Genomic DNA, 20,319 nt, shown 5'->3' with positions numbered 1-20,319 from the left:
ATGCAAAGAACTCCGCAGAGCAGCTTTAGAGATACCGCGCCATGATCTCTTCGACCTTGCCTTCCTTGCGCAATTGATCCAGCGCCGCCTGAAGCCTGGCCACCATCTCGTCCGGCACGTCCTTGTTCAACGCCAGGTACAACTCGGCACTGTTGAACCGCAATACGGTCTTGAGCCCGTTTACGCCTTCCTGACGCGCCAGGTAGCGCCCGGCCGGATCTCCCGTCGCCCACAGATCGATCTGGCCGTTGACCAGCTTGCTGGCGTTATCCTGATCGCGCAGCACCACGATGGGATTGAGCCCCTGCTTGGCCAGTGTCTCGGCGATCGCGTCGCCTTTGTAGGCGCCAATCTTGTATTGACGGGCGTCGTCCAGGGTTTCGAGGGTGATTTTGCTGTCAGCTTTGGCCAACATGATCCAGTCGTCCGGACCGATAGGGCCAACCCATTTGAAGAGCTTTTCGCGGTCGGGCAGCCGTGCCATGACGAACACGCCGTAGCCGGGCTTTTCCAGGGTGAGTTTGTAGATTCGTTCCCATGGGAAACGCAGCGTCAGGCTGTAGGTAATCTCGGCGCGCTTGAAAATTTCGCGGACGATATCGGTGGCGATGCCATTGATGTTTTCGTCCTGCGCGAAGTTCTTGCCATTCTTCGCCATGTTGTACGGAGGGAAGTTTTCCGTCAGCAACACTATGTCGGTGGCGGGATTGTCTGCCGCCTGCACTCCACTGAGGAACAACAGGCAGGCGCTGGCGAGGACAAGCAGAAGGCGTTTAAACATTGTCTGGCTACCGAAATCCATGGCGTACCCAAGAGTGCCTTGAGCCCGCCATGATGTCCACTGGCCTGCATCGGTTTGTTTAGCGCATCACAATTCCGCGATGAGCCATATAAGCCTTGGCTTCCTGCACGGTGTATTCACCGAAGTGGAAGATACTCGCTGCCAAGACCGCGCTGGCGTGGCCTTCCAGGATACCGTCGGCCAGGTGTTGCAGGTTGCCGACGCCACCGGAGGCGATCACCGGAATGCCCAGTGCATCGCTGATGGCGCGGGTGACGCCCAGGTCGAAACCGTTTTTCATGCCGTCCTGGTCCATGCTGGTCAGCAGGATCTCGCCAGCACCCAGGCCTTCCATTTTCTTTGCCCACTCAACCGCGTCGAGGCCGGTCGGCTTGCGCCCGCCGTGGGTAAAGATTTCCCAGCGCGGGGTTTCGCCCGGGCCGGAAACCTTCTTCGCGTCGATCGCGACCACGATGCATTGCGAACCGAAATGCTGCGCCGCTTCGCCGACGAACTCCGGGTTGAACACTGCTGCAGTGTTGATCGAGACCTTGTCCGCACCGGCATTGAGCAGGTTGCGAATGTCTTGCACGGTGCGCACGCCACCGCCCACGGTCAGCGGGATGAACACCTGGCTGGCCATGCGCTCGACGGTATGCAACGTGGTGTCGCGACCATCGACGCTGGCGGTGATGTCGAGAAAGGTAATCTCGTCCGCGCCCTGCTCGTCGTAGCGACGGGCGATTTCTACCGGGTCACCGGCGTCGCGGATGTTTTCGAATTTCACACCCTTGACCACCCGGCCGTTGTCCACGTCCAGGCAAGGGATGATGCGTTTGGCCAGGGCCATGCTTAATCTCCGATTAAGAGTTGCAAGCTTCAAGCTTCAAGCTGCAAGAAAGAGCGGACCGCAGTCACGCTTCTAACTTGCAGCTTGTAGCTTACAGCTTGGAGCTGGTCGCGTAGCTATCGCAGAAAGCCTGGGCTTCTGCCACATCCAGCGTGCCCTCGTAGATCGCCCGGCCGGTGATGGCACCGATGATGCCTGGCGCCTTGGCGTCGAGCAGCGTCTTGATGTCGCCCAGGTTGTGGATGCCACCGGACGCGATCACCGGGATCCTGGTGGCAGCGGCCAGCGCGGCGGTGAACGGTACGTTGCAGCCCTGCATCATGCCGTCTTTGGCGATGTCGGTATAAACGATGGCAGACACGCCGTCGGCTTCAAACTGCTTGGCCAGGTCGATGACTTGAATGGTGCTGATTTCAGCCCAGCCGTCGGTGGCGACGAAACCATCCTTGGCATCCAGGCCGACGATCACCTTGCCGGGGAACGCGCGGCAGGCTTCGGCAACGAACGCTGGATCCTTCACGGCCTTGGTGCCGATGATCACGTAGCTCACGCCCGCTTTGACGTAGTGCTCGATGGTTTCCAGGGAACGGATACCGCCGCCGATCTGGATCGGCAGGTTCGGGTAGCGCTTGGCAATCGCGGTCACCACTTCACCGTTGACCGGCTGGCCTTCGAAGGCACCGTTCAGGTCGACCAGATGCAGACGACGGCAACCACCCTCGACCCACTTGGCAGCCATGCTCACCGGATCATCGGAGAACACTGTGGAATCTTCCATGCGGCCCTGGCGCAGACGAACACAGGCACCGTCTTTTAGATCGATAGCGGGAATAATGAGCATGCTTTTTCCTTCGTCAAAAGAGCTGCAAGCTGCAAGCTATAAGCTGCGAGCAAGCACGCGTACTAATTCTTGCAGCTTGAAGCTTGAAGCTTTCAACTGCTTTTTTCGAGCGCCCACAGGTCGCTTTCGATGCTTTCGAACCTCTCTTTGAGGTGCGTCTGCACATCGAAAATCGCCCTGTTGTAATAGTGCGGAGCAATTTCACGGGTAAACAGCTCAAGAATCTCAGCCGCCTCGAATGTGCCGAGGTCGAGTTCGAAGCGGTCTTCCATGAAGCGCTTGATCTTGCTGTTGGCCTCGTTCTCCTGCTCGGGGGTGAGCGTGAGGATCGGCGGCCTGGATTTCTTGACGGCCATTTACCAGCGACCGTCCCACGCAGCGAAGTTCTGCAGCAACTGCAGGCCATGGGTATGGCTCTTCTCCGGGTGGAACTGCACGGCGAAACGCGAGCCATCGGCCAGCGCCGCGGCGAAGTCGACACCGTAGTGACCGCCACCGACCACCTGCCGCGCATTGGCGGCGGCGATGTAGTAGCTGTGTACGAAGTAGAAGCGCGCCAGGTCCGGAATGTCGTGCCACAGCGGGTGACTCACCTTCTGCTTCACTTCGTTCCAGCCCATGTGCGGGACTTTCAGGTGCTCGCCGTCTTCGACGAGATCCTTGCCAAAGAACTTCACCTGGCCCGGGAACAGGCCGATGCAATCGACGCCGTCGTTCTCTTCACTGGTGTCGAGCAAGGCTTGCATGCCGACACAGATGCCGAGGAACGGACGGTCCTGGCTGACTTCACGCACCAGCGAGTCAAAGCCCAGGCGACGGATCTCTGCCATGCAATCGCGAATCGCGCCAACGCCGGGGAAAACCACCCGGTCGGCTTCGCGGATCACATTCGCATCGCTGGTGATCAGGACCTTGCCGGCACCGACGTGCTCGAGGGCCTTGGCCACCGAGTGCAGGTTGCCCATGCCGTAATCGATAACCGCAACTGTCTGCATTACAGGACGCCCTTGGTCGATGGCATTTGCCCGGCCATGCGGTCATCGAGCTCGACGGCCATGCGCAGGGCGCGGCCGAAAGCCTTGAACACGGTTTCGATCTGGTGGTGGGTGTTGTGGCCACGCAGGTTGTCGATGTGCAGGGTGACGTTGGCGTGGTTGACGAAGCCCTGGAAGAATTCCTGGAACAGGTCAACGTCGAAGCCGCCGACGGTAGCGCGGGTATAGGGAACATGCATCTGCAGGCCGGGACGGCCAGAGAAGTCGATCACCACGCGCGACAGCGCTTCATCGAGCGGCACGTAGGCGTGACCGTAGCGACGGATGCCTTTCTTGTCGCCGATGGCTTTGGTGAATGCCTGACCCAGGGTGATACCGACATCTTCCACGGTGTGGTGGTCATCGATATGCAGGTCGCCTTTACTGACGATATCCAGGTCGATCAGCCCGTGACGGGCGATCTGGTCGAGCATGTGCTCAAGAAAAGGGACACCGATCTCAAATCGGGCCTTTCCGGTGCCATCCAGGTTGATCGAGGCTTTGATCTGGGTTTCCAGAGTGTCGCGCTCGACAGACGCCTTACGTTCGGCCATCACCAGCTCCGCAAAATCATTGGGCGAAAAAGGCAACCATTATAGGGGCGCGGGCCGGAAACAGAAACACGGGAGGTGATATCGCTGACGGAGTGAATCCGGGGGTGTCGGCGATGTACATGTCCATACAAGCCATTCTAGAGCCACATAAAACCAATGTGGGAACGAGCCTGCTCGCTCCCACAAGGGCAATACGCTGACTTAGTGGAACAACACCGCCGTTTTTTGCAGGGTCACCCAAACACCCCACGCCAACGGAATACCCACTACCAGCCACGCCGCCACCGCCAGCGGCTTGGAGCCCGCATCAGCTTTCCATTCCAGCACGGTGCTGCTGTCAGCGCCCTTGTCGTGGCCCAGCGCCTGTTCGGCGGCCAGTTCGGCGTCGGTCATGAAGTACTTGTCGGCCACCGGGCGCACCAGCAGGTTGCACAGGAAGCCCAGCACCAGCAGGCCGGCGAGGATGTACAAGGTGATGTCGTAGGCAGCCGCGCGCTCAACGCCGATGCTCAGCTGATACTCGCGCAGGTAGTTCACCAACACCGGCCCCAACACACCCGCCGCCGCCCACGCGGTCAGCAGACGACCGTGAATCGCACCGACCATTTGCGTACCGAACAGGTCAGCCAGATAAGCCGGCACCGTTGCAAAGCCACCGCCGTACATCGACAGAATGATGCAGAACGCCGCCACGAACAGCGAGATGTTGCCCAAATGACCGAGGTTCGGGATCAGCGCATACAGGGCAAAGCCCAGGGCGAAGAACACGAAGTAGGTGTTTTTGCGCCCCAGATAGTCCGAGAACGAAGCCCAGAAGAAGCGGCCACCGATGTTGAACAGGCTCAGCAGACCGGTGAAGCCCGCAGCGATCGCGGCAATCGAAGCCAGTTGCGCAGCGTCCAGCTGACCAAACGTCAGCCCATTACCCAGCAACTTGCCGGCGAACACTTCCTGCAACAATGGCGAAGCCATGCCCAGGATGCCGATACCGGCGGACACGTTCAGGCACAGCACCAGCCACACCAGACGGAATTGCGGGGTCTTCCACGCCACATTCACGTGGACGTGGCGATGCGTGATCATCGCGTTCGAAGCTTTCTTCACCGGCGCGGTCCAGCCTTCAGGCTTCCAGCCAGTAGGCGGCACGCGGTAAGACAAGGCGCCACCGATCATGAACACGAAATAGATCGCGGCCATCACCAGGAAGCTCTGCCACACGCCGACGCTGGTGGGCGAGGCGAAATGCCCCATCAACGCCGCAGCCAATGGTGCACCGACCATCGCGCCACCGCCGAAGCCCATGATCGCCATGCCGGTGGCCATGCCACGCTTGTCCGGGAACCACTTGATCAGGGTCGACACCGGCGAGATATAACCCAGGCCCAGGCCGATACCACCAATCACACCGGAGCCGATCCACATCAGCCAGATCTGGTGCGTGTACACACCCAGCGCCGAAATCAGCAGACCACCGCACCAGCACAGTGCCGACACAACGCCAGCCTTGCGTGGCCCGGCATGTTCCAGCCAGCCCCCCCAGATCGCTGCCGAGCAACCCAGGAAGATGAAGAACAGGGTGTAGATCCAGCCGAGCATCGAGATCGGCCAGTCGCATTGCGAAGAAAAGACTTGAGCGATGAAGCTCATGTCCGGCGCGCACGCCACCGGAGCGGTAATGCCCAGCGCCTTGGACAGTGGCAGCCAGAACACCGAGAAACCGTAGGCCATGCCGATGCACAAGTGGATGGCCAGCGCGGCCGGTGGCACCAGCCAACGGTTGAAACCGGGCTTGGCGATGATGCGCTCCTTGGACAGGAACGCGGGCTGATCGGCTTTCAAGCCGTCCGCCGCTATGCTCGTGGTCATTGTGTATCCCCCAATTATTAGTATGGTGCGTCAGTCACTCCTCACCCTCAGCCTTGATTGCACGCAGGCACGACCGTTTTTTCAGGCTAAAGCTGCATTTTGCCGCGACAACTTGCCGCAGAAGGACCGACGAACGGACGAAGGTTACCATTTGCACGTGACAGTAAAACCAAACTGACATCATGTTTTGTACGTTATCCGATCTCTTCTCCTGTGGGCGCTGCCGAACGGCCCGAGCCGCCGGCATCTGCGACAGGGAGCAATCCGTTTACAACTGACAGGAAACGATATGCCGATCATTGTCGAGCCGCTGAACGAAGCCACCTACCAGGATCAGCAAGACCTGCAGAAAATTTACCGCGATGCCCCGGACTGGCTGTTCACACCGTTTGCCACAGATACACAGCTGATTGAAAGCTGCCTGCAGGAAGGTTCGCTGATTGCAGGGCGCTTCAATGACCGGCTCTTGGGCGCTGCCCGCCTGCAACGGCACCCCGGCGTTTGGTATTTGTCTCAATTGTGCGTACGAAAAATCACCCGTCGTCGTGGGGTAGCAGAACGCCTGGTGTGCGAAGCGCAGAAAATGGCTGCGCAATCGGGCGCCTCATTGCGTCTTCTGGCCCCCGCCGGACATCTGGAAGCCCAAGCACTGGCTGCCAAGTTGCACGTACCGCTGGATGCTCTGGCGGAATGATCGCTGACCGGTCGTCCGTTTTGGGGCGCTATACTCCTCGGCTAAATTACGAATTCGACTAATTAAAAGGACTCGCCCATGAAAGCGTTCGGCAAAATCCTGGGTCTGGTGCTTCTCGGGCTGTTGCTGATCATTGTGGCGCTGGGCTTTGCCCTGACCCACCTCTTCGATCCCAACGACTACAAAGACAAGATTCGCCAGATAGCCCGCGACAAGGCCCACATCGAGCTGACGCTCAATGGCGATATCGGCTGGAGCCTGTTCCCATGGCTGGGCCTGGAGTTGCACGATGCCGGTGTTGCGACCCTGGCCAAGCCCACCGAACCGTTTGCCGACTTGCAGATGCTCGGCCTGTCGGTCCGCGTGCTGCCGCTGCTGCGCCGTGAAGTGCAAATGAGCGATGTGCGCGTCGAAGGCCTGAATCTGCGCCTGACCCGCGATAAGGATGGCCACGGCAATTGGCAAGACATCGGCAAGGTCCCGGCGCCGACCACTGCTGGCGCGCCTGCCGCTACCGCCAATGAACCGGCACCCCAAACCACGGCCCAGGTTGAAAAACCGTCCCAGCCGATCCGCCTCGACATCGACAGCCTGACCATCAATAACGCCCGCGTTGAATACAACGACGAGCAGACCGGCAAGCAGTTCAGCGCCGAAAGCATTCAGCTCAGTACCGGCCCGGTGCATGACTCGACCAGCATCCCGGTCAAACTCACCGCTTTCCTGGGTACCAACCAGCCGGTTCTGCGGGTGCGTACCGAACTCAACGGCGAGCTGCGTTTCGAACGCGCATTGCAGCGCTACAAACTCGAAGACATGCGACTGTCCGGCGAAGTGGCCGGCGATCCGCTGCAAGGCAAGACCATGACCTTCGCCGCCCAGGGCCAGTTGTTACTGGACAAGGCGGCCAACGTCGCCGAGTGGACCGGCATCAAAATCTCCGCTAACCAACTGCGTGCGCTGGGTGAACTGAAGGTCAATGACCTCGACAAGACGCCGCAGGTCAGTGGTGGCCTCTCGATCGCCCAGTTTGATCTGGCGAAGTTCGTCGACAGCATCGGTCAGACCCTTCCGGCCATGGCCGAGGGCAGCCTGAGCAAGGTCGAACTGGTCAGTCGCCTGTCGGGCACGCCGAGCAGCCTTGTACTGGACGACATCAACCTCAAAGTCGACGACAGCACCTTCAGTGGCCGCATCGCCGTCGAGGACTTCGCCAAGCAATCGCTGCGGGCGGTGCTCAAGGCCGACACCTTCAATGTCGACCGTTACCTGCGGCCAAAATCGGCGGAGGCCAACAGCGCGACGCAAGTGCGTCAGGCCGAAGTCGCCAGCACCGAAGCGGATGCCCTGGCCGGCGCGGGCAGCACACCACTGCCACAGGCACCGACCAAGGGCGCGTGGAGCAACGAACGCCTGTTGCCGGTGGAGCGCCTGAGCAAACTTGATGTGGATGCCGATCTGACCTTCGGCCAGTTGACCCTGGACAAACTGCCGATCCAGAACGCCGCGCTCAAGGCCAACGGCCAGGGCGGACTGCTGACCCTGACAAACCTGCGTGGCGATCTGTACGGGGGCAATTTCGAAGCCACCGGCAACCTGGATGTACGCCAGCAGGTACCCGCGCTGAACCTGCAGACGAAAATCAACCGGGTCCCGGTGGAGAAAATCCTCGAAAGCCAGGGCAAGAATCCACCGGTCAAAGGTCTGGTCACACTCAACAGCAACCTGACCGGCAACGGCAACAGCCAGAAAGCGCTGATCGAAACCCTCAATGGCAACACCGGTTTCGTCATCAACAATGGCGTGCTGCTCAACGCCAACCTTGAACAACAACTGTGCAAGGGCATCGCCACGCTCAATCGCAAAAGCCTCAGCGGCGAGCCACGGGGCAAGGACACACCGTTCCAGGAGCTCAAGGGCAACCTGACCTTCCACAACGGCGTGGCCAGCAACCCGGACCTGAAAGTGCGCATCCCAGGCATGACCGTCAAAGGTGACGGTGATGTCGACCTGCGGGTGCTGGGCATGGATTACCGCGTGGGCATCATCGTCGAAGGCGATACCAGCGCCATGCCGGACCCCGCCTGCCAGGTAGGCGACAAGTTTGTCGGCATCGAGTGGCCACTGCGTTGCCGTGGTCCGCTGGAACTGGGCGCCAAGGCATGCCGTCTCGACAACGAGCGCATGGGGCAGGTCGCAAGCAAACTGGCAGGCGACAAGATCAGCGAAAAAATCGACGAGAAGCTGGGCGACAAAGTCAGCCCTGAACTCAAAGATGCACTCAAGGGGCTGTTCAAGCGATGAAAGCCGAGCAGTTTTCAACGGCGGTGCTGGACTGGTACGACCGCCACGGCCGTCACGACCTGCCCTGGCAGCAGGACATCAACCCGTATCGGGTGTGGGTTTCGGAAATCATGCTGCAGCAAACCCAGGTCAGCACCGTGCTCAATTACTTCGACCGCTTCATGGCCTCACTGCCGACGGTCGAAGCCCTGGCCGCTGCGCCGGAAGACGAAGTGCTGCACCTGTGGACAGGCCTGGGCTACTACACCCGTGCGCGCAATCTGCAGAAGACTGCGAAGATCGTCGTCGAACAGTACGGCGGCGAATTTCCGCGGGACGTGGAAAAACTCACCGACCTTCCGGGCATCGGCCTGTCGACAGCCGGGGCCATTGCCAGCATCAGCATGGGCCTGCGCGCGCCGATCCTCGACGGCAACGTCAAACGCGTGCTGGCGCGGTTTACGGCGCAAGAGGGTTATCCGGGCGAGCCCAAGGTCGCCAAACAGCTCTGGGCCAATGCTGAACGCTTTACGCCCCATGACCGGGTCAACGCCTACACCCAGGCGATGATGGATCTGGGTGCCACGCTCTGCACCCGCAGCAAGCCGAGTTGCCTGCTCTGCCCGCTGCAAAAGGGCTGTGAAGCACACATGCTCGGCCTGGAGACGCGCTACCCGATCCCCAAACCACGCAAGGCCGTGCCACAGAAGCGCACGCTGATGCCGCTGCTCGCCAATGGCGACGGCGCGATTCTGCTCTACCGTCGCCCTTCCACGGGCCTGTGGGGCGGTTTGTGGAGCCTGCCGGAACTCGATGACCTCGACGACCTGCAGCACCTGGCGTCGCAGCACTCTCTGGCGCTGGGCAACCAACAGGCCCTGCCGAACCTGGTGCACACCTTCAGCCATTTTCAGTTATCCATCGAACCCTGGCTGGTACAGGTCCAGGAGGACGGCCACCACGTGGCCGAGGCCGACTGGCTCTGGTATAACCTCGCCACCCCGCCGCGCCTGGGCCTTGCCGCCCCGGTCAAAACCTTGCTCGAACGCGCGGCCGCCGTATTGAACGCAGGAGAGTCGTCATGACCCGCACCATCATGTGCCGCAAGTACAAAGAAGAATTGCCAGCCCTGGAGCGCGCTCCATTCCCGGGCGCCAAGGGCCAGGACATTTTTGACCACGTTTCGGCCAAGGCCTGGGCCGACTGGCAAAAGCACCAGACCCTGCTGATCAACGAAAAACGCCTGAACATGATGAACGCCGAAGACCGCAAATATTTGCAGGGCGAGATGGACAAGTACTTCTCCGGCGAGGATTACGCCAAGGCTGAAGGCTACGTTCCGCCTGCAGAGTAACCCTGCAAAATCGGGGGGCGGATCGTAAGCGACGGAATTAATTTAAGAAATTTTAAAAAAGTCGTTGACGTAAATCCGAAAAACCCTTTTAATGCGCCCCGTTGCCCAGATAGCTCAGTCGGTAGAGCAGGGGATTGAAAATCCCCGTGTCGGCGGTTCGATTCCGTCTCTGGGCACCAAATACCGAAAACCCTGAATCGCAAGATTCAGGGTTTTTTTATGCCCGTGATTTGTCCAGCCCTGACGCCACCGAAAATTCCTACGCCGGCTACGCCCTTTTCCCTCGAACCGCATCCCCCTCCTCACACATCACCTTGGGATACGTCTCATTGAGCGCACCCCCCTTACAAAGTGAAACTTTTGCAGCAGCAAATCTGCCTGCACTCAACGTTTCAAAGTAAGGAAGCATTTCTTGAATACGCTTTTGAAGTTCCTCGCCCTGTCGACAATCATTGCGACAGCAAGCGGCTGCGTCAGCTACAACAACAGCCAACCTTCTTCGCCGATCGACAGCACCGTCAAAGCAGACCTGAAAGCAGACATCGCCGTCGGTGACGCCATCTCCGGCCAATCTTCGGTCAACGTCCTGTTCGGCGTCCTCAAGTTTGGTGGCGACTCCCAGTTTGCGGATGGCGTCAGCTACGGCGGTGAGAGCGGTGGCCTGAGCGGTCTGGGTCTGGATCCCGTCAGCGCCGTCAAATCGGCTGCGGCCTACAAAGCGGTCAAATCCTCCGGAGCCGACCTGATCGTCGCCCCTCGCTATGAAGTGAACGAAGAAAACTACTTCATCTTCAAAAAAGTTTCCGTCACGGTAAAAGGCAACAAAGGCAACATCCGCAGCATCCGCTAACACATCCCCCCCAGGTGTTTGTTCGGCAATCCATCCATTGCGCTTTGGCAAACCGAAAACCCTAGCGCAATGCATTCCGCAAGCAGCCAGTGAAAAACGGCTGTTTGCGGACTTGAGAACGGCCTGGATGATGGACTCATCAGAATCAATGACGAGCCGCAAATCAAAGAACCGATCTCCCGCGCCATCTCGCGCTTACTCCTCCGCACACTGGTGCCTTACCGGTGCCTCTACTGCGCCTTGGCCATCAAGCTGCTAAGCGTAGAAACCAATCCCTTGCGCATTGCGGTGATCCAATCGCTGGCTTGGTTATGAGTATTTCAATCAACCAGCGCTCCCAACCAATCACCGCCCACAGATACGAAAAACCCTGAATCACAAGATTCAGGGTTTCATTTTCCTCCCCGGTTTTTGGCCATTCGCTAACTTTTACTGTTCCAGTGAAAGACCATGTTGCGGGCCGCTCCGCTGCCGATATCCGCCGTGTCACGCCGTTCCTCGCCGTTACGCGAGGCGACGATGGTGTATTTGCCAGCGGGTAATTGCACATAAACCAGCGGGCCGGCGTCGCTCAAAGTCAGCACGGTTTGTCCGTGGTTTTTCTGTATGACCACGCTCACGTCAGGGATGTACTCGTTCAGGGGGCCAACGGAGAAGGTCATGTGCAGGTTGTAGCCTGTGGTCTGCTGGATGGCGTGCGCTTCATCCTCGCCGATGCCGCCAGACAGATAGGCAATTCCGTTTTCCTCTTGTCGCTGAATCTGCACGCCCGAACCGTCAACGGGCTCCAGGCTGGCGGCAGGCGATATGGCTGAAAACATGAATACGCCGACGGTGGCGATGGGCAACAGCAGTGAATGGAAGGTTTTCATGATGATGACTCCCGGGCTCTTCAGAACCCATTCGTTACCCTTCTTTTGATCTGCGCGCGAAGGCAGGAGTTTTAGATTGATTCAGTCTTGGGGCGAGCACGAAACGACCCCGGACTGCTAAGCGCCGCTGAGTCAGAACCGACGATAACCCCGATGGATTGTTCATCTGCGGCGTGAAGACTATCGTTGGCAACTATCCGCAAAGGACGGGCACCGATGAATTTGCAGGAAACCCCACCCCTCGCCGCCACTCAGATCGAGCTGCCGCTGGCGAGTGACGCACTCGGTGAGCCCTTCAAGGAGCCCGCCGCAGATGGCTTTTTACTCGGAGGTTTCACCTGGCGGCACGCTGCCAGGGACACTCAGCGCCCGGTCGTCATCATCAACGCCGCCACCTCGGTGCGCTGCCGTCACTACTCGCGATTCGCCGACTACCTGTTTGCCAATGACTTCGACGTGATCACCTATGACTACCGCGGCATCGGTGAATCGCGCCCCGCGTCGCTGAAAGGATTGAAGGCGTCATGGTCCGACTGGGGCGCCCTGGATTTCGAGGCGATGCTCAAGCGCGCACAGCGTGAGTTTCCCGATCAGCCGATCGATGTGGTCGGACACAGCTTTGGAGGCTGTGCAGCGGGCCTGGGAGCGTCGGGACGGCTTATCCGCCGCCTGGTGACCGTTGGCGCGCAATTCGCGTACTGGCGCGACTATGCGCCCGCTCATCGCTGGCGGATGCTGGGCAAGTGGCATGTGGTGATGCCGTTGATCACGATGATGTACGGTTACTTTCCCGGCAAGCGCCTCGGCTGGCTGGAAGACACGCCCGCCGGCGTGGTCCGCGACTGGTGTACGCCCACCGCTCGTTACGAAAGGCGCCCCAGCGGCCAGGATCTCCATATCAGAAATTTTGCCGCTGTCACCGCGAAAGCCCTGGCCATCAGCGTCAGCGACGACCCCTATGGCACGATCCCGGCCATCGAACGCCTGCTCGGCTACTTCACCCACGCCAGCAACACCCACCTGCGCATTGCGCCCCAAGACATCGGCGAAAAAGAAGTTGGGCATTTCGCCTTTTTTCGCAGCGCATACCAAGCCACACTATGGCCCATTGCATTGTCCTGGCTGCAAAACGGTGAGCTGGCCCCCGGCACACCCGGGCGGACGGTGCCCCGCAGCTGAATAAGCCGCCCTTTCAACGAATTACGGAACGACGCCCATGGCCTCCGCCAACAAGCAGCAAAAACGCGCCTCCCGCGCCAAGGCCAAGGCCAAGCAGAACCGCACGCAACGGGCCGCCGCGCCGGTTGAGCTGGACCCTAACGACGACCGCATCGACTTCGAGTCGGTGGACCTGACCGAACTGTTCAAGAAAATGATCGACGCGCAAAAGATCAGCCAGCAAGCCATGTGCACGGCCTTCCTCGAAGACCCGCTGCTGGAACTGGTCTACGAGCAGGAAGGCGAAGAAGGCGCGATGGATTTCATCCTCGCCGCGCTGATCGAGTATCGCCAATGGTCCGCCGACACCGATGAAGCCGGCGCCCTGGCGTGGATCGAGTCCCCGGCCTTCCAGGCTGATTACGTGGCGGCGTCCGACGCCATCGCGACCCAAACCCAACAGAAACCGAACTGAGTTCCCATGGCCTCCCTGAACAAGCAACAGAAACGCGCCAAACGTGCAAAAGCCAAAGCCAGGCAAATCAACATCCACGGCAGAAAACCCGCCGCGCTGGATGATGACCTGGGCGAAATCGGTGAGCCGATCCCGGAATACACCCTGGCGATGTTCAGCAAGATGCGTGACGCGGAAGCCATCGGTCGCAATGACATGCTGCTGACCCTGCTGACCGATCTCGCCGGGATCATCAACGACCATCCCGAACTGCTGGACATGGAAAACGCCGACAACGAAGCCATGGCCGCCACCCACCTGGCTGCCGACATGCTGATCGACTATCGCATGTGGGCCGACGGCATGGACCGCGATACCGCCCAGGCCTGGCTGACCGACCCGCAGTTCATCACCGACTTCGGCGATGCACTCGACAGCTATCGCCAGACGCTGGATGCCCAGGAAGCGAAAGGCGAGTAAAGATTTCGAGGCAAAAAAAAACGGCCGCTTGTCATCGCTGACAGCGGCCGTTTTTCATTTCAACAACGTTTGGCGTGAGTCAGGGACTCAGCGCGCAACCGCTCCAATCATCTTCTCGCTACGACGACGGCGAGCAACCAGCAGGCCGGCCGCAACCACCATGACGGCGAGCAGGCCGGTCGCGAGGATTTCCACACGATGGGCCTCCTGGAACAGCATGATGGTCAAGGCGCCGACGATGAACGCGATCACCGCGTAGGTCAGGCCCGGGAACAGCCACATGCTGAAGACGATTTTCTCGCCGCGAGCCATACGCTGTTTGCGCATGCGCAGTTGCGAGATCGCAATCACCAGGTACACCAGCAGTGCGATGGCACCGGAGCTGGCCAGCAGGAATTCGAACACTGCCGCCGGGGCCACGTAGTTGGCGAATGTCGCCAGGAACGCAGCACCTGTGGACAACATCACCGCCCAGTATGGCGTGCCGCTGTTGTTGGTGCGGGTGGACATGGCCGGCGCATCACCGCGCTTGCCCAGGGAGAACAACATGCGCGACGAGGTGTAGAGCGCCGAGTTCAGGCAGCTGGTCACCGCGACCAATACCACGATGTCGACGATCATTTTGGCATTCGGAATGCCCATGCGCTCAAGCACGGTCTGGTAGGAACCCAGGCTGGCCAGTAGCGGATCGTTCCACGGCACCAGGGCCACGACGATGAAGATCGATACGAGGTAGAACAAGCCGATCCGCCAGATCACCGAGTTGGTGGCCTTGGAGATTTGCTTGCCAGGGTTCTTCGATTCGGCGGCCGCGATGGTCACGATCTCGGTCCCCATGAAGGAGAACATGGTGGTCAGGATCGCGCCCAACACCGCGCCCATGCCGTTTGGCAGGAAGCCCTGAGTATCGAACAGGTGCGAAACGCCGCTGACCTGGCTGCCTGGCAGGAAGCCGAAGATCGCCAGCACGCCGAGCACAATGAAACCGATGATCGCCAGGACCTTGACCAGGGCAAACCAGAATTCGAACTCGCCATAGTTCTTCACGCTGAACAGGTTGGTCACTGTCAGCAACATCGTGATCACCAAGGCAAAGGCCCAGATAGCCACGTTAGGGAACCAGGCATGCAGGATGGTCGCGGCGGCGTTGGCCTCCAGCGGGATGACGAGCACCCAGAACCACCAGTACAACCAGCCGATGGTGAAACCGGCCCAATGACCGATCGCGCGATCGGCGTAGGTCGAGAAGGAGCCTGTGTCCGGCGAGGCGACTGCCATTTCGCCGAGCATGCGCATAACCAACACCACCAGCATACCGGCGGCGGCGTAGGCCAACAGGACGGCCGGGCCTGCGGCGGCGATTGCGTGACCCGAGCCGACGAACAGGCCGGCACCGATTACCCCGGCAATCGACAGCATGGTCACATGACGCGGTTTGAGCCCCTGTTCGAGGCCATTAGAGCTATGGGTACTGCTCATTGAAACTACCTTTGTAAGGAGAAGCGAATGCGTTCACCCCCTCGGCGCCTTCTGTGTAAAAAGAAACAAACGGAGGTGTTCCGGAATCTGCACGCAATAATTGCGCCAAAATGTTTCAAAGCCGCCTATTCCGGCGCTTTCCACCTGACCGGACGGTCATCGCAAGCCATTGATATTAATGGCACTTTGCCAGAACGTTACCCTGCGACTCACTTGAAGTGACAATCCCGCGCACCGGAAACACACACAAAAATAGCTCGACGCACGATAAAAGGGCAGATCGGCAACCTTTGGCCTGTTAGCGCTTCCAACCCCCCGCCAAAGCTGGCAACATCGCGCCTTTTTTTAGAACAGCAGCCTGGCTTTCTCTCCAGAAGCAGGGTTCAAACGACTGTTCGGTTGTTGATGGGGCGACAGTCTGCTGTGCCGATGCGACAACCTGCCCCATGCCACCCGTTTACTGCCCGTAGCGCTGTTGGCTGCCTTTGAAACGCTATGCTAGCTTGGCCGCCTCGCCAGGAAGGCCACCAACAGCAGGAGCGCAAAACACAATGAGGAACGCACATGGCTGAGGCCACGCCCGCGCTTGAAATCCGCAACCTGCACAAACGCTACGGCTCGCTGGAGGTGCTCAAAGGCATCTCGCTGACAGCCCGCGATGGCGATGTGATCTCGATCCTGGGTTCTTCCGGTTCCGGCAAGTCCACGTTCCTGCGCTGCATCAACCTGCTGGAAAACCCGCACCAGGGCCAGATCCTGGTAGCCGGCGAAGAACTCAAGCTCAAAGCCGCCAAGAATGGCGAACTGGTCGCTGCCGACGGCAAGCAGATCAACCGTCTGCGCAGTGAAATTGGTTTTGTATTTCAAAACTTTAATCTGTGGCCGCACATGAGCGTGCTCGACAACATCATCGAGGCCCCGCGCCGCGTGCTCGGCCAGAGTAAAGCCGAAGCCATCGAGGTCGCCGAAGCCTTGCTGGCCAAGGTCGGCATCGCCGACAAGCGCCACGCTTACCCGGCGCAACTGTCCGGCGGCCAGCAACAGCGTGCGGCCATCGCCCGCACCCTGGCCATGCAGCCCAAGGTCATCCTGTTCGACGAGCCCACCTCCGCCCTTGACCCGGAAATGGTCCAGGAAGTACTTAATGTCATCCGCGCACTGGCCGAAGAAGGCCGCACCATGCTGCTGGTCACCCATGAAATGGGCTTCGCCCGTCAGGTCTCCAGCGAAGTGGTGTTTCTCCACCAGGGCCTGGTCGAAGAGCAAGGATCGCCACAGCAGGTGTTTGAAAACCCGCTTTCGGCACGCTGCAAACAATTCATGTCCAGCAACCGCTAACGGAGCTACCCGCATGCAGAACTACAAAAAGATCTTCCTGGCTGCCGCCGTCACCCTGGCCTTCAGCGCCGGTGCCATGGCCGAAACCCTGAAGATGGGCATCGAAGCGGCCTACCCGCCGTTCAACAATAAAGATGCCAGTGGCAACGTTGTCGGCTTCGACAAGGAAATCGGCGACGCCCTGTGCGCCAAGATGAAAGTCGAATGCACCGTTGTGACGTCCGACTGGGACGGCATCATCCCGGCCCTGAACGCCAAGAAGTTCGACTTCCTGATCTCGTCGATGTCGATCACCGACGAGCGCAAGCAAGCGGTGGACTTCACCAACCCGTACTACTCCAACAAGCTGCAATTCATCGCGCCGAAAGATAAAGAGTTCAAGACCGACAAGGCTTCCCTGCAAGGCAAAGTGATCGGCGCACAACGTGCGACCCTCGCCGGCACCTGGATGGAAGACAACATGGAAGGCGTTGAAGTCAAACTCTACGACACTCAGGAAAACGCCTACCTCGACCTGACTTCCGGTCGCCTGGACGGCATCCTGGCGGACAAGTACGTCAACTACGAGTGGCTCAAAAGCGACGCCGGCCGCGCCTACGAATTCAAGGGCGACCCGGTGGAAGAAAGCGACAAGATCGGCATCGCCGTTCGCAAGAACGACCCGATCCGCGAAAAGCTGAACGCCGCGCTGAAAGAAATCGTTGCTGACGGTACCTACAAGAAAATCAACGACAAGTACTTCCCGTTCAGCATCTATTGATACTGACCTGCCGGACCGGTGCCGCCTGCTGGCAGCGCCGGTCCCCGGCCTTGCCTGCCGCGATTTGAAAAGAAATCCATGATTATCGACCTCTACGGATTCGGCCCGGCGCTCGCCGCCGGCGCGCTGATGACTGTGAAACTGGCGCTCTCGGCCTTGTGCCTGGGGCTGGTACTCGGTCTGCTCGGCGCCTTGGCCAAGACTTCACCGTACAAGCCGCTGCAATGGCTTGGCGGCACGTATTCGACCCTGGTTCGCGGCATCCCGGAATTGCTCTGGGTCCTGCTGATCTACTTCGGCACCGTCAACCTGATGCGCGCCCTGGGCGAGTTCTTCGGCAACCCCGATCTGGAACTCAACGCCTTCGCCGCCGGCGTCATCGCCCTGGGCCTGTGCTTCGGCGCCTACGCCACGGAAGTGTTTCGCGGTGCGATCCTCGCCATTCCCAAAGGCCATCGTGAAGCCGGTGTAGCCCTGGGTCTGTCGAAATGGCGCATCTTCACCAAATTGATCATGCCGCAGATGTGGCGCATCGCCCTGCCCGGCCTGGGCAACCTGTTCATGATCCTGATGAAGGACACCGCACTGGTGTCAGTGATCGGCCTGGAAGAAATCATGCGTCACGCGCAAATCGGCGTGACCGTGTCCAAGCAACCGTTCACCTTCTATATGGTCGCCGCATTCATGTACCTGAGCCTGACGATCCTGGCCATGACCGGCATGCACTTCCTGGAAAAACGCGCCGCTCGCGGCTTCGCGAGGAGCGCCCAATGAACTGGGAAATCATCATCAAGTGGCTGCCGAAGCTGGCCCAAGGCGCAACCCTGACCCTGGAACTGGTGGCCATCGCCGTGATCGCCGGCCTGCTGCTGGCGATTCCGCTGGGCATCGCTCGTTCATCGCGCCTGTGGTGGGTGCGGGCCTTTCCCTACGGCTACATCTTCTTTTTCCGTGGCACGCCGTTGCTGGTTCAACTGTTCCTCGTCTATTACGGCCTGGCGCAGTTCGATGTGATCCGCAACAGCTCGATGTGGCCCTACCTGCGCGATCCGTTCTGGTGCGCCACGGCTACCATGACCCTGCACACCGCGGCCTACATCGCCGAGATCCTGCGCGGCGCGATCCAGGCGATTCCGCCGGGCGAAATCGAAGCGGCGCGAGCCCTGGGCATGTCCAAGGCCAAGGCGCTGATCTTCATCATCCTGCCCCGTGCCGCGCGCATCGGCTTGCCGGCCTATAGCAACGAAGTGATCCTGATGCTCAAGGCCAGCGCCCTGGCCAGCACCGTGACCCTGCTGGAGCTGACCGGCATGGCCCGCACCATCATTGCCCGGACCTACCTGCCGGTGGAGATCTTCTTCGCCGCCGGCATGTTCTACCTGCTGATGGCTTACGTGCTGGTGCGTGGCTTCAAGCTGCTGGAGCGCTGGTTGCGCGTCGATGCCTGCCAAGGGCGTTGATTCCCGGGTGTTGACGGGCGAAGCCCTGCTCGCCCGCTTCTCCGCGCTGGATGCGTTTCTGACACAGCATCAGGCGCTATGGAAGCCTCGGCCGTTCACCCATCTGCAGCTTCCCTGGGAAACGGCCTACCCCGAATTGGCCACCTGGCTACGCGGCCGATCACTGGAAGACGCAGAAAACGCCCACAACCAACCCGCCCAGTTGAACGCGCCAGAGCCTTTTGCTTCATTGGCGGCGATGTCCCATGAATTGGCTGCAGTGGATGAGTTGCCGGCACATGCACTGGAGGCTGCGGGTCATCGACTGAACGTGGATGTACCGGGACGCAAGTGGCAACAGATCGAAGCCTTCGCCAGTCGATTGCAGTTTGCAAAGGCACCAAGGCACTGGCTGGACTGGTGCTCGGGCAAAGGGCACCTGGGCCGACGGTTGCTGCAAACCGGTCAACAACTGACCTGCCTCGAATACGACCCGGCGCTGGTAACCAGCGGCCAGGCACTGAGCCAACGCCATCAACTGCATGCGCTGCATGTCGAGCAGGATGTGCTCGCGGCGGATACCGCTACGTTACTGAGCGTTGACCACACACCGGTAGCCCTGCATGCCTGTGGTGATCTGCACGTGCAACTGATCCATCTGGCCAGCGCAGCGGGCTGCAAACAAATCGCCATCGCGCCTTGCTGCTATAACCGAATCAATCTTCCCCAGTACTCACCGATATCTTCGGCCGCCAGGCACTCCGATCTACAGCTCTCTATCGACGATCTCGCACTGCCAATGAGCGAAACCGTTACCGCGGGTGCGCGTGTCCGCCGTCAGCGCGACACCTCCATGGCCCGGCGACTGGCCTTCGACCTGCTGCAACGCCAGGTGCGTGGCGTGGATGAGTACCTGCCAACGCCTTCCCTGCCCAGCGCCTGGCTGGACAGCCCCTTCGCCGAGTACTGCCAGCATCTGGCCCGACTCAAAGACTTATCCACAGTCGACCAGCAAAATTGGGGGTTACTGGAAGCCAGCGGTTGGCAGCGCCTGGCGCAAGTGCGCAATCTGGAGCTATTGCGTGGCCTTTTCCGACGCCCACTGGAGCTTTGGCTGGTACTCGATCGAGCACTTTTCCTGCTCGATCAGGGCTACACCGTACGCCTCGGCACCTTCTGCGAAACCCCGCTGACGCCGCGTAATTTCCTGCTGTTGGCAGAACGCCCCTAAG

The 20,319-nt window shown here is 59.9% G+C and carries 22 protein-coding genes, 1 tRNA gene and 1 pseudogene; 15 read left to right on the top strand and 9 right to left on the bottom strand.

Features of this window, described 5'->3' with window-relative positions:
- Positions 1 to 25: 25 nt before the first annotated feature.
- From ACX3YD_RS17585 to ACX3YD_RS17555, 7 genes are all read right to left on the bottom strand, one after another.
- A complete protein-coding gene (locus ACX3YD_RS17585) occupies positions 26 to 781 on the bottom strand; it encodes a substrate-binding periplasmic protein (RefSeq protein ID WP_103405910.1) in 756 nt (251 codons plus the stop codon).
- A 79-nt stretch (positions 782 to 860) separates the two neighbouring features.
- Positions 861 to 1,631 (bottom strand): imidazole glycerol phosphate synthase subunit HisF, encoded by a 771-nt coding sequence (gene hisF / locus ACX3YD_RS17580; protein WP_007897430.1) that lies wholly within the window; start codon positions 1,629 to 1,631, stop codon positions 861 to 863.
- A 91-nt stretch (positions 1,632 to 1,722) separates the two neighbouring features.
- Positions 1,723 to 2,472 (bottom strand): 1-(5-phosphoribosyl)-5-[(5-phosphoribosylamino)methylideneamino]imidazole-4-carboxamide isomerase, encoded by a 750-nt coding sequence (hisA, locus tag ACX3YD_RS17575; RefSeq protein WP_090465755.1) that lies wholly within the window; start codon positions 2,470 to 2,472, stop codon positions 1,723 to 1,725.
- A gap of 92 nt (positions 2,473 to 2,564) precedes the next feature.
- Complete coding sequence (locus ACX3YD_RS17570; protein ID WP_458960618.1) at positions 2,565 to 2,828, bottom strand: DUF2164 domain-containing protein; 264 nt, start codon at positions 2,826 to 2,828, stop codon at positions 2,565 to 2,567.
- Positions 2,829 to 3,467, bottom strand: a complete 639-nt coding sequence (hisH, locus tag ACX3YD_RS17565) for an imidazole glycerol phosphate synthase subunit HisH (protein ID WP_103405908.1) — start codon at positions 3,465 to 3,467, stop codon at positions 2,829 to 2,831. It lies immediately after the preceding gene.
- A complete protein-coding gene (hisB, locus tag ACX3YD_RS17560; protein WP_047536319.1) occupies positions 3,467 to 4,060 on the bottom strand; it encodes an imidazoleglycerol-phosphate dehydratase HisB in 594 nt (197 codons plus the stop codon). Before hisB ends, hisH begins: the two co-directional genes overlap by 1 nt.
- Before the next feature lie 201 nt (positions 4,061 to 4,261).
- Positions 4,262 to 5,926 (bottom strand): OFA family MFS transporter, encoded by a 1,665-nt coding sequence (locus ACX3YD_RS17555; RefSeq protein WP_458960617.1) that lies wholly within the window; start codon positions 5,924 to 5,926, stop codon positions 4,262 to 4,264.
- Positions 5,927 to 6,215: 289 nt separating this feature from the next.
- Between ACX3YD_RS17555 and ACX3YD_RS17550 the strand changes: the two genes are divergently transcribed.
- From ACX3YD_RS17550 to ACX3YD_RS17520, 7 genes and pseudogenes are all read left to right on the top strand, one after another.
- Entirely contained in the window at positions 6,216 to 6,620 is a 405-nt protein-coding gene (locus ACX3YD_RS17550; protein WP_103405906.1) for an acetyl-CoA sensor PanZ family protein, read from the top strand.
- Positions 6,621 to 6,698: 78 nt separating this feature from the next.
- Complete coding sequence (locus tag ACX3YD_RS17545) at positions 6,699 to 8,924, top strand: AsmA family protein (RefSeq protein WP_458960616.1); 2,226 nt, start codon at positions 6,699 to 6,701, stop codon at positions 8,922 to 8,924.
- Positions 8,921 to 9,988, top strand: a complete 1,068-nt coding sequence (gene mutY / locus ACX3YD_RS17540) for an A/G-specific adenine glycosylase (RefSeq protein ID WP_090328021.1) — start codon at positions 8,921 to 8,923, stop codon at positions 9,986 to 9,988. Before ACX3YD_RS17545 ends, mutY begins: the two co-directional genes overlap by 4 nt.
- Entirely contained in the window at positions 9,985 to 10,257 is a 273-nt protein-coding gene (locus ACX3YD_RS17535) for an oxidative damage protection protein (RefSeq protein ID WP_003220737.1), read from the top strand. Before mutY ends, ACX3YD_RS17535 begins: the two co-directional genes overlap by 4 nt.
- Positions 10,258 to 10,360: 103 nt before the next feature.
- Positions 10,361 to 10,436 (top strand) — tRNA-Phe (locus ACX3YD_RS17530).
- Between the two features lie 233 nt (positions 10,437 to 10,669).
- The gene (locus ACX3YD_RS17525; RefSeq protein WP_047536308.1) at positions 10,670 to 11,107 is read left to right on the top strand and encodes a hypothetical protein; all 438 of its coding nucleotides are present in this window, start codon (positions 10,670 to 10,672) and stop codon (positions 11,105 to 11,107) included.
- A 234-nt stretch (positions 11,108 to 11,341) separates the two neighbouring features.
- Positions 11,342 to 11,422 (top strand): annotated as a pseudogene (locus ACX3YD_RS17520) (TSUP family transporter); the annotation flags it as partial.
- A 107-nt stretch (positions 11,423 to 11,529) separates the two neighbouring features.
- Here the strand turns inward: ACX3YD_RS17520 and ACX3YD_RS17515 are convergent.
- Positions 11,530 to 11,979: a carboxypeptidase regulatory-like domain-containing protein gene (locus ACX3YD_RS17515; RefSeq protein WP_458960615.1), complete on the bottom strand. Its 450-nt coding sequence runs from the start codon at positions 11,977 to 11,979 to the stop codon at positions 11,530 to 11,532.
- A 216-nt stretch (positions 11,980 to 12,195) separates the two neighbouring features.
- Between ACX3YD_RS17515 and ACX3YD_RS17510 the strand changes: the two genes are divergently transcribed.
- The 3 genes from ACX3YD_RS17510 to ACX3YD_RS17500 are packed head-to-tail and all read left to right on the top strand — an operon-like array spanning position 12,196 to position 14,071.
- A complete protein-coding gene (locus ACX3YD_RS17510) occupies positions 12,196 to 13,158 on the top strand; it encodes an alpha/beta hydrolase family protein (RefSeq protein WP_458960614.1) in 963 nt (320 codons plus the stop codon).
- 37 nt (positions 13,159 to 13,195) lie between these two features.
- A complete protein-coding gene (locus ACX3YD_RS17505) occupies positions 13,196 to 13,612 on the top strand; it encodes a hypothetical protein (RefSeq protein ID WP_047536298.1) in 417 nt (138 codons plus the stop codon).
- A 6-nt stretch (positions 13,613 to 13,618) separates the two neighbouring features.
- Complete coding sequence (locus ACX3YD_RS17500; protein WP_047536296.1) at positions 13,619 to 14,071, top strand: hypothetical protein; 453 nt, start codon at positions 13,619 to 13,621, stop codon at positions 14,069 to 14,071.
- Between the two features lie 87 nt (positions 14,072 to 14,158).
- Here the strand turns inward: ACX3YD_RS17500 and gabP are convergent, their stop codons facing one another.
- Positions 14,159 to 15,550 (bottom strand): GABA permease, encoded by a 1,392-nt coding sequence (gene gabP / locus ACX3YD_RS17495; protein ID WP_103405899.1) that lies wholly within the window; start codon positions 15,548 to 15,550, stop codon positions 14,159 to 14,161.
- A gap of 564 nt (positions 15,551 to 16,114) precedes the next feature.
- On the opposite strand from gabP, the gene ACX3YD_RS17490 reads away from it, so the two are divergent.
- From ACX3YD_RS17490 to ACX3YD_RS17470, 5 genes are all read left to right on the top strand, one after another.
- Positions 16,115 to 16,888: an ABC transporter ATP-binding protein gene (locus ACX3YD_RS17490; RefSeq protein ID WP_007972784.1), complete on the top strand. Its 774-nt coding sequence runs from the start codon at positions 16,115 to 16,117 to the stop codon at positions 16,886 to 16,888.
- 13 nt (positions 16,889 to 16,901) lie between these two features.
- The gene (locus ACX3YD_RS17485) at positions 16,902 to 17,648 is read left to right on the top strand and encodes an ABC transporter substrate-binding protein (RefSeq protein WP_047536290.1); all 747 of its coding nucleotides are present in this window, start codon (positions 16,902 to 16,904) and stop codon (positions 17,646 to 17,648) included.
- A gap of 78 nt (positions 17,649 to 17,726) precedes the next feature.
- On the top strand, positions 17,727 to 18,422 hold the full coding sequence (locus ACX3YD_RS17480) for an ABC transporter permease (RefSeq protein WP_047536288.1): 696 nt from the start codon (positions 17,727 to 17,729) through the stop codon (positions 18,420 to 18,422).
- Positions 18,419 to 19,108, top strand: coding sequence for an ABC transporter permease (locus ACX3YD_RS17475; RefSeq protein WP_458960613.1), 690 nt, complete (start codon positions 18,419 to 18,421; stop codon positions 19,106 to 19,108). Before ACX3YD_RS17480 ends, ACX3YD_RS17475 begins: the two co-directional genes overlap by 4 nt.
- A complete protein-coding gene (locus ACX3YD_RS17470; protein ID WP_458960612.1) occupies positions 19,089 to 20,318 on the top strand; it encodes a methyltransferase in 1,230 nt (409 codons plus the stop codon). Before ACX3YD_RS17475 ends, ACX3YD_RS17470 begins: the two co-directional genes overlap by 20 nt.
- Position 20,319 lies beyond the last annotated feature (1 nt).

The organism is Pseudomonas fluorescens group sp. PF-1 (genome assembly GCF_054481335.1).
Note: the sequence above shows the minus strand (reverse complement) of the source record. Positions and strands in the feature narration are given on the sequence as shown.

What these genes read in the sequence shown, in the direction of transcription:
- hisH (WP_103405908.1), bottom strand. Translation starts at nt 3,467, where the DNA reads ATGCAGACAGTTGCGGTTATCGATTACGGCATGGGCAACCTGCACTCG.
- ACX3YD_RS17490 (WP_007972784.1), top strand. Translation starts at nt 16,115, where the DNA reads ATGGCTGAGGCCACGCCCGCGCTTGAAATCCGCAACCTGCACAAACGC.
- gabP (WP_103405899.1), bottom strand. Translation starts at nt 15,550, where the DNA reads ATGAGCAGTACCCATAGCTCTAATGGCCTCGAACAGGGGCTCAAACCG.
- ACX3YD_RS17555 (WP_458960617.1), bottom strand. Translation starts at nt 5,926, where the DNA reads ATGACCACGAGCATAGCGGCGGACGGCTTGAAAGCCGATCAGCCCGCG.
- ACX3YD_RS17500 (WP_047536296.1), top strand. Translation starts at nt 13,619, where the DNA reads ATGGCCTCCCTGAACAAGCAACAGAAACGCGCCAAACGTGCAAAAGCC.
- ACX3YD_RS17475 (WP_458960613.1), top strand. Translation starts at nt 18,419, where the DNA reads ATGAACTGGGAAATCATCATCAAGTGGCTGCCGAAGCTGGCCCAAGGC.
- ACX3YD_RS17505 (WP_047536298.1), top strand. Translation starts at nt 13,196, where the DNA reads ATGGCCTCCGCCAACAAGCAGCAAAAACGCGCCTCCCGCGCCAAGGCC.
- ACX3YD_RS17470 (WP_458960612.1), top strand. Translation starts at nt 19,089, where the DNA reads ATGCCTGCCAAGGGCGTTGATTCCCGGGTGTTGACGGGCGAAGCCCTG.
- ACX3YD_RS17585 (WP_103405910.1), bottom strand. Translation starts at nt 781, where the DNA reads ATGTTTAAACGCCTTCTGCTTGTCCTCGCCAGCGCCTGCCTGTTGTTC.
- ACX3YD_RS17515 (WP_458960615.1), bottom strand. Translation starts at nt 11,979, where the DNA reads ATGAAAACCTTCCATTCACTGCTGTTGCCCATCGCCACCGTCGGCGTA.
- hisF (WP_007897430.1), bottom strand. Translation starts at nt 1,631, where the DNA reads ATGGCCCTGGCCAAACGCATCATCCCTTGCCTGGACGTGGACAACGGC.
- ACX3YD_RS17570 (WP_458960618.1), bottom strand. Translation starts at nt 2,828, where the DNA reads ATGGCCGTCAAGAAATCCAGGCCGCCGATCCTCACGCTCACCCCCGAG.
- ACX3YD_RS17545 (WP_458960616.1), top strand. Translation starts at nt 6,699, where the DNA reads ATGAAAGCGTTCGGCAAAATCCTGGGTCTGGTGCTTCTCGGGCTGTTG.
- ACX3YD_RS17480 (WP_047536288.1), top strand. Translation starts at nt 17,727, where the DNA reads ATGATTATCGACCTCTACGGATTCGGCCCGGCGCTCGCCGCCGGCGCG.
- mutY (WP_090328021.1), top strand. Translation starts at nt 8,921, where the DNA reads ATGAAAGCCGAGCAGTTTTCAACGGCGGTGCTGGACTGGTACGACCGC.
- ACX3YD_RS17535 (WP_003220737.1), top strand. Translation starts at nt 9,985, where the DNA reads ATGACCCGCACCATCATGTGCCGCAAGTACAAAGAAGAATTGCCAGCC.
- hisA (WP_090465755.1), bottom strand. Translation starts at nt 2,472, where the DNA reads ATGCTCATTATTCCCGCTATCGATCTAAAAGACGGTGCCTGTGTTCGT.
- hisB (WP_047536319.1), bottom strand. Translation starts at nt 4,060, where the DNA reads ATGGCCGAACGTAAGGCGTCTGTCGAGCGCGACACTCTGGAAACCCAG.
- ACX3YD_RS17485 (WP_047536290.1), top strand. Translation starts at nt 16,902, where the DNA reads ATGCAGAACTACAAAAAGATCTTCCTGGCTGCCGCCGTCACCCTGGCC.
- ACX3YD_RS17550 (WP_103405906.1), top strand. Translation starts at nt 6,216, where the DNA reads ATGCCGATCATTGTCGAGCCGCTGAACGAAGCCACCTACCAGGATCAG.
- ACX3YD_RS17510 (WP_458960614.1), top strand. Translation starts at nt 12,196, where the DNA reads ATGAATTTGCAGGAAACCCCACCCCTCGCCGCCACTCAGATCGAGCTG.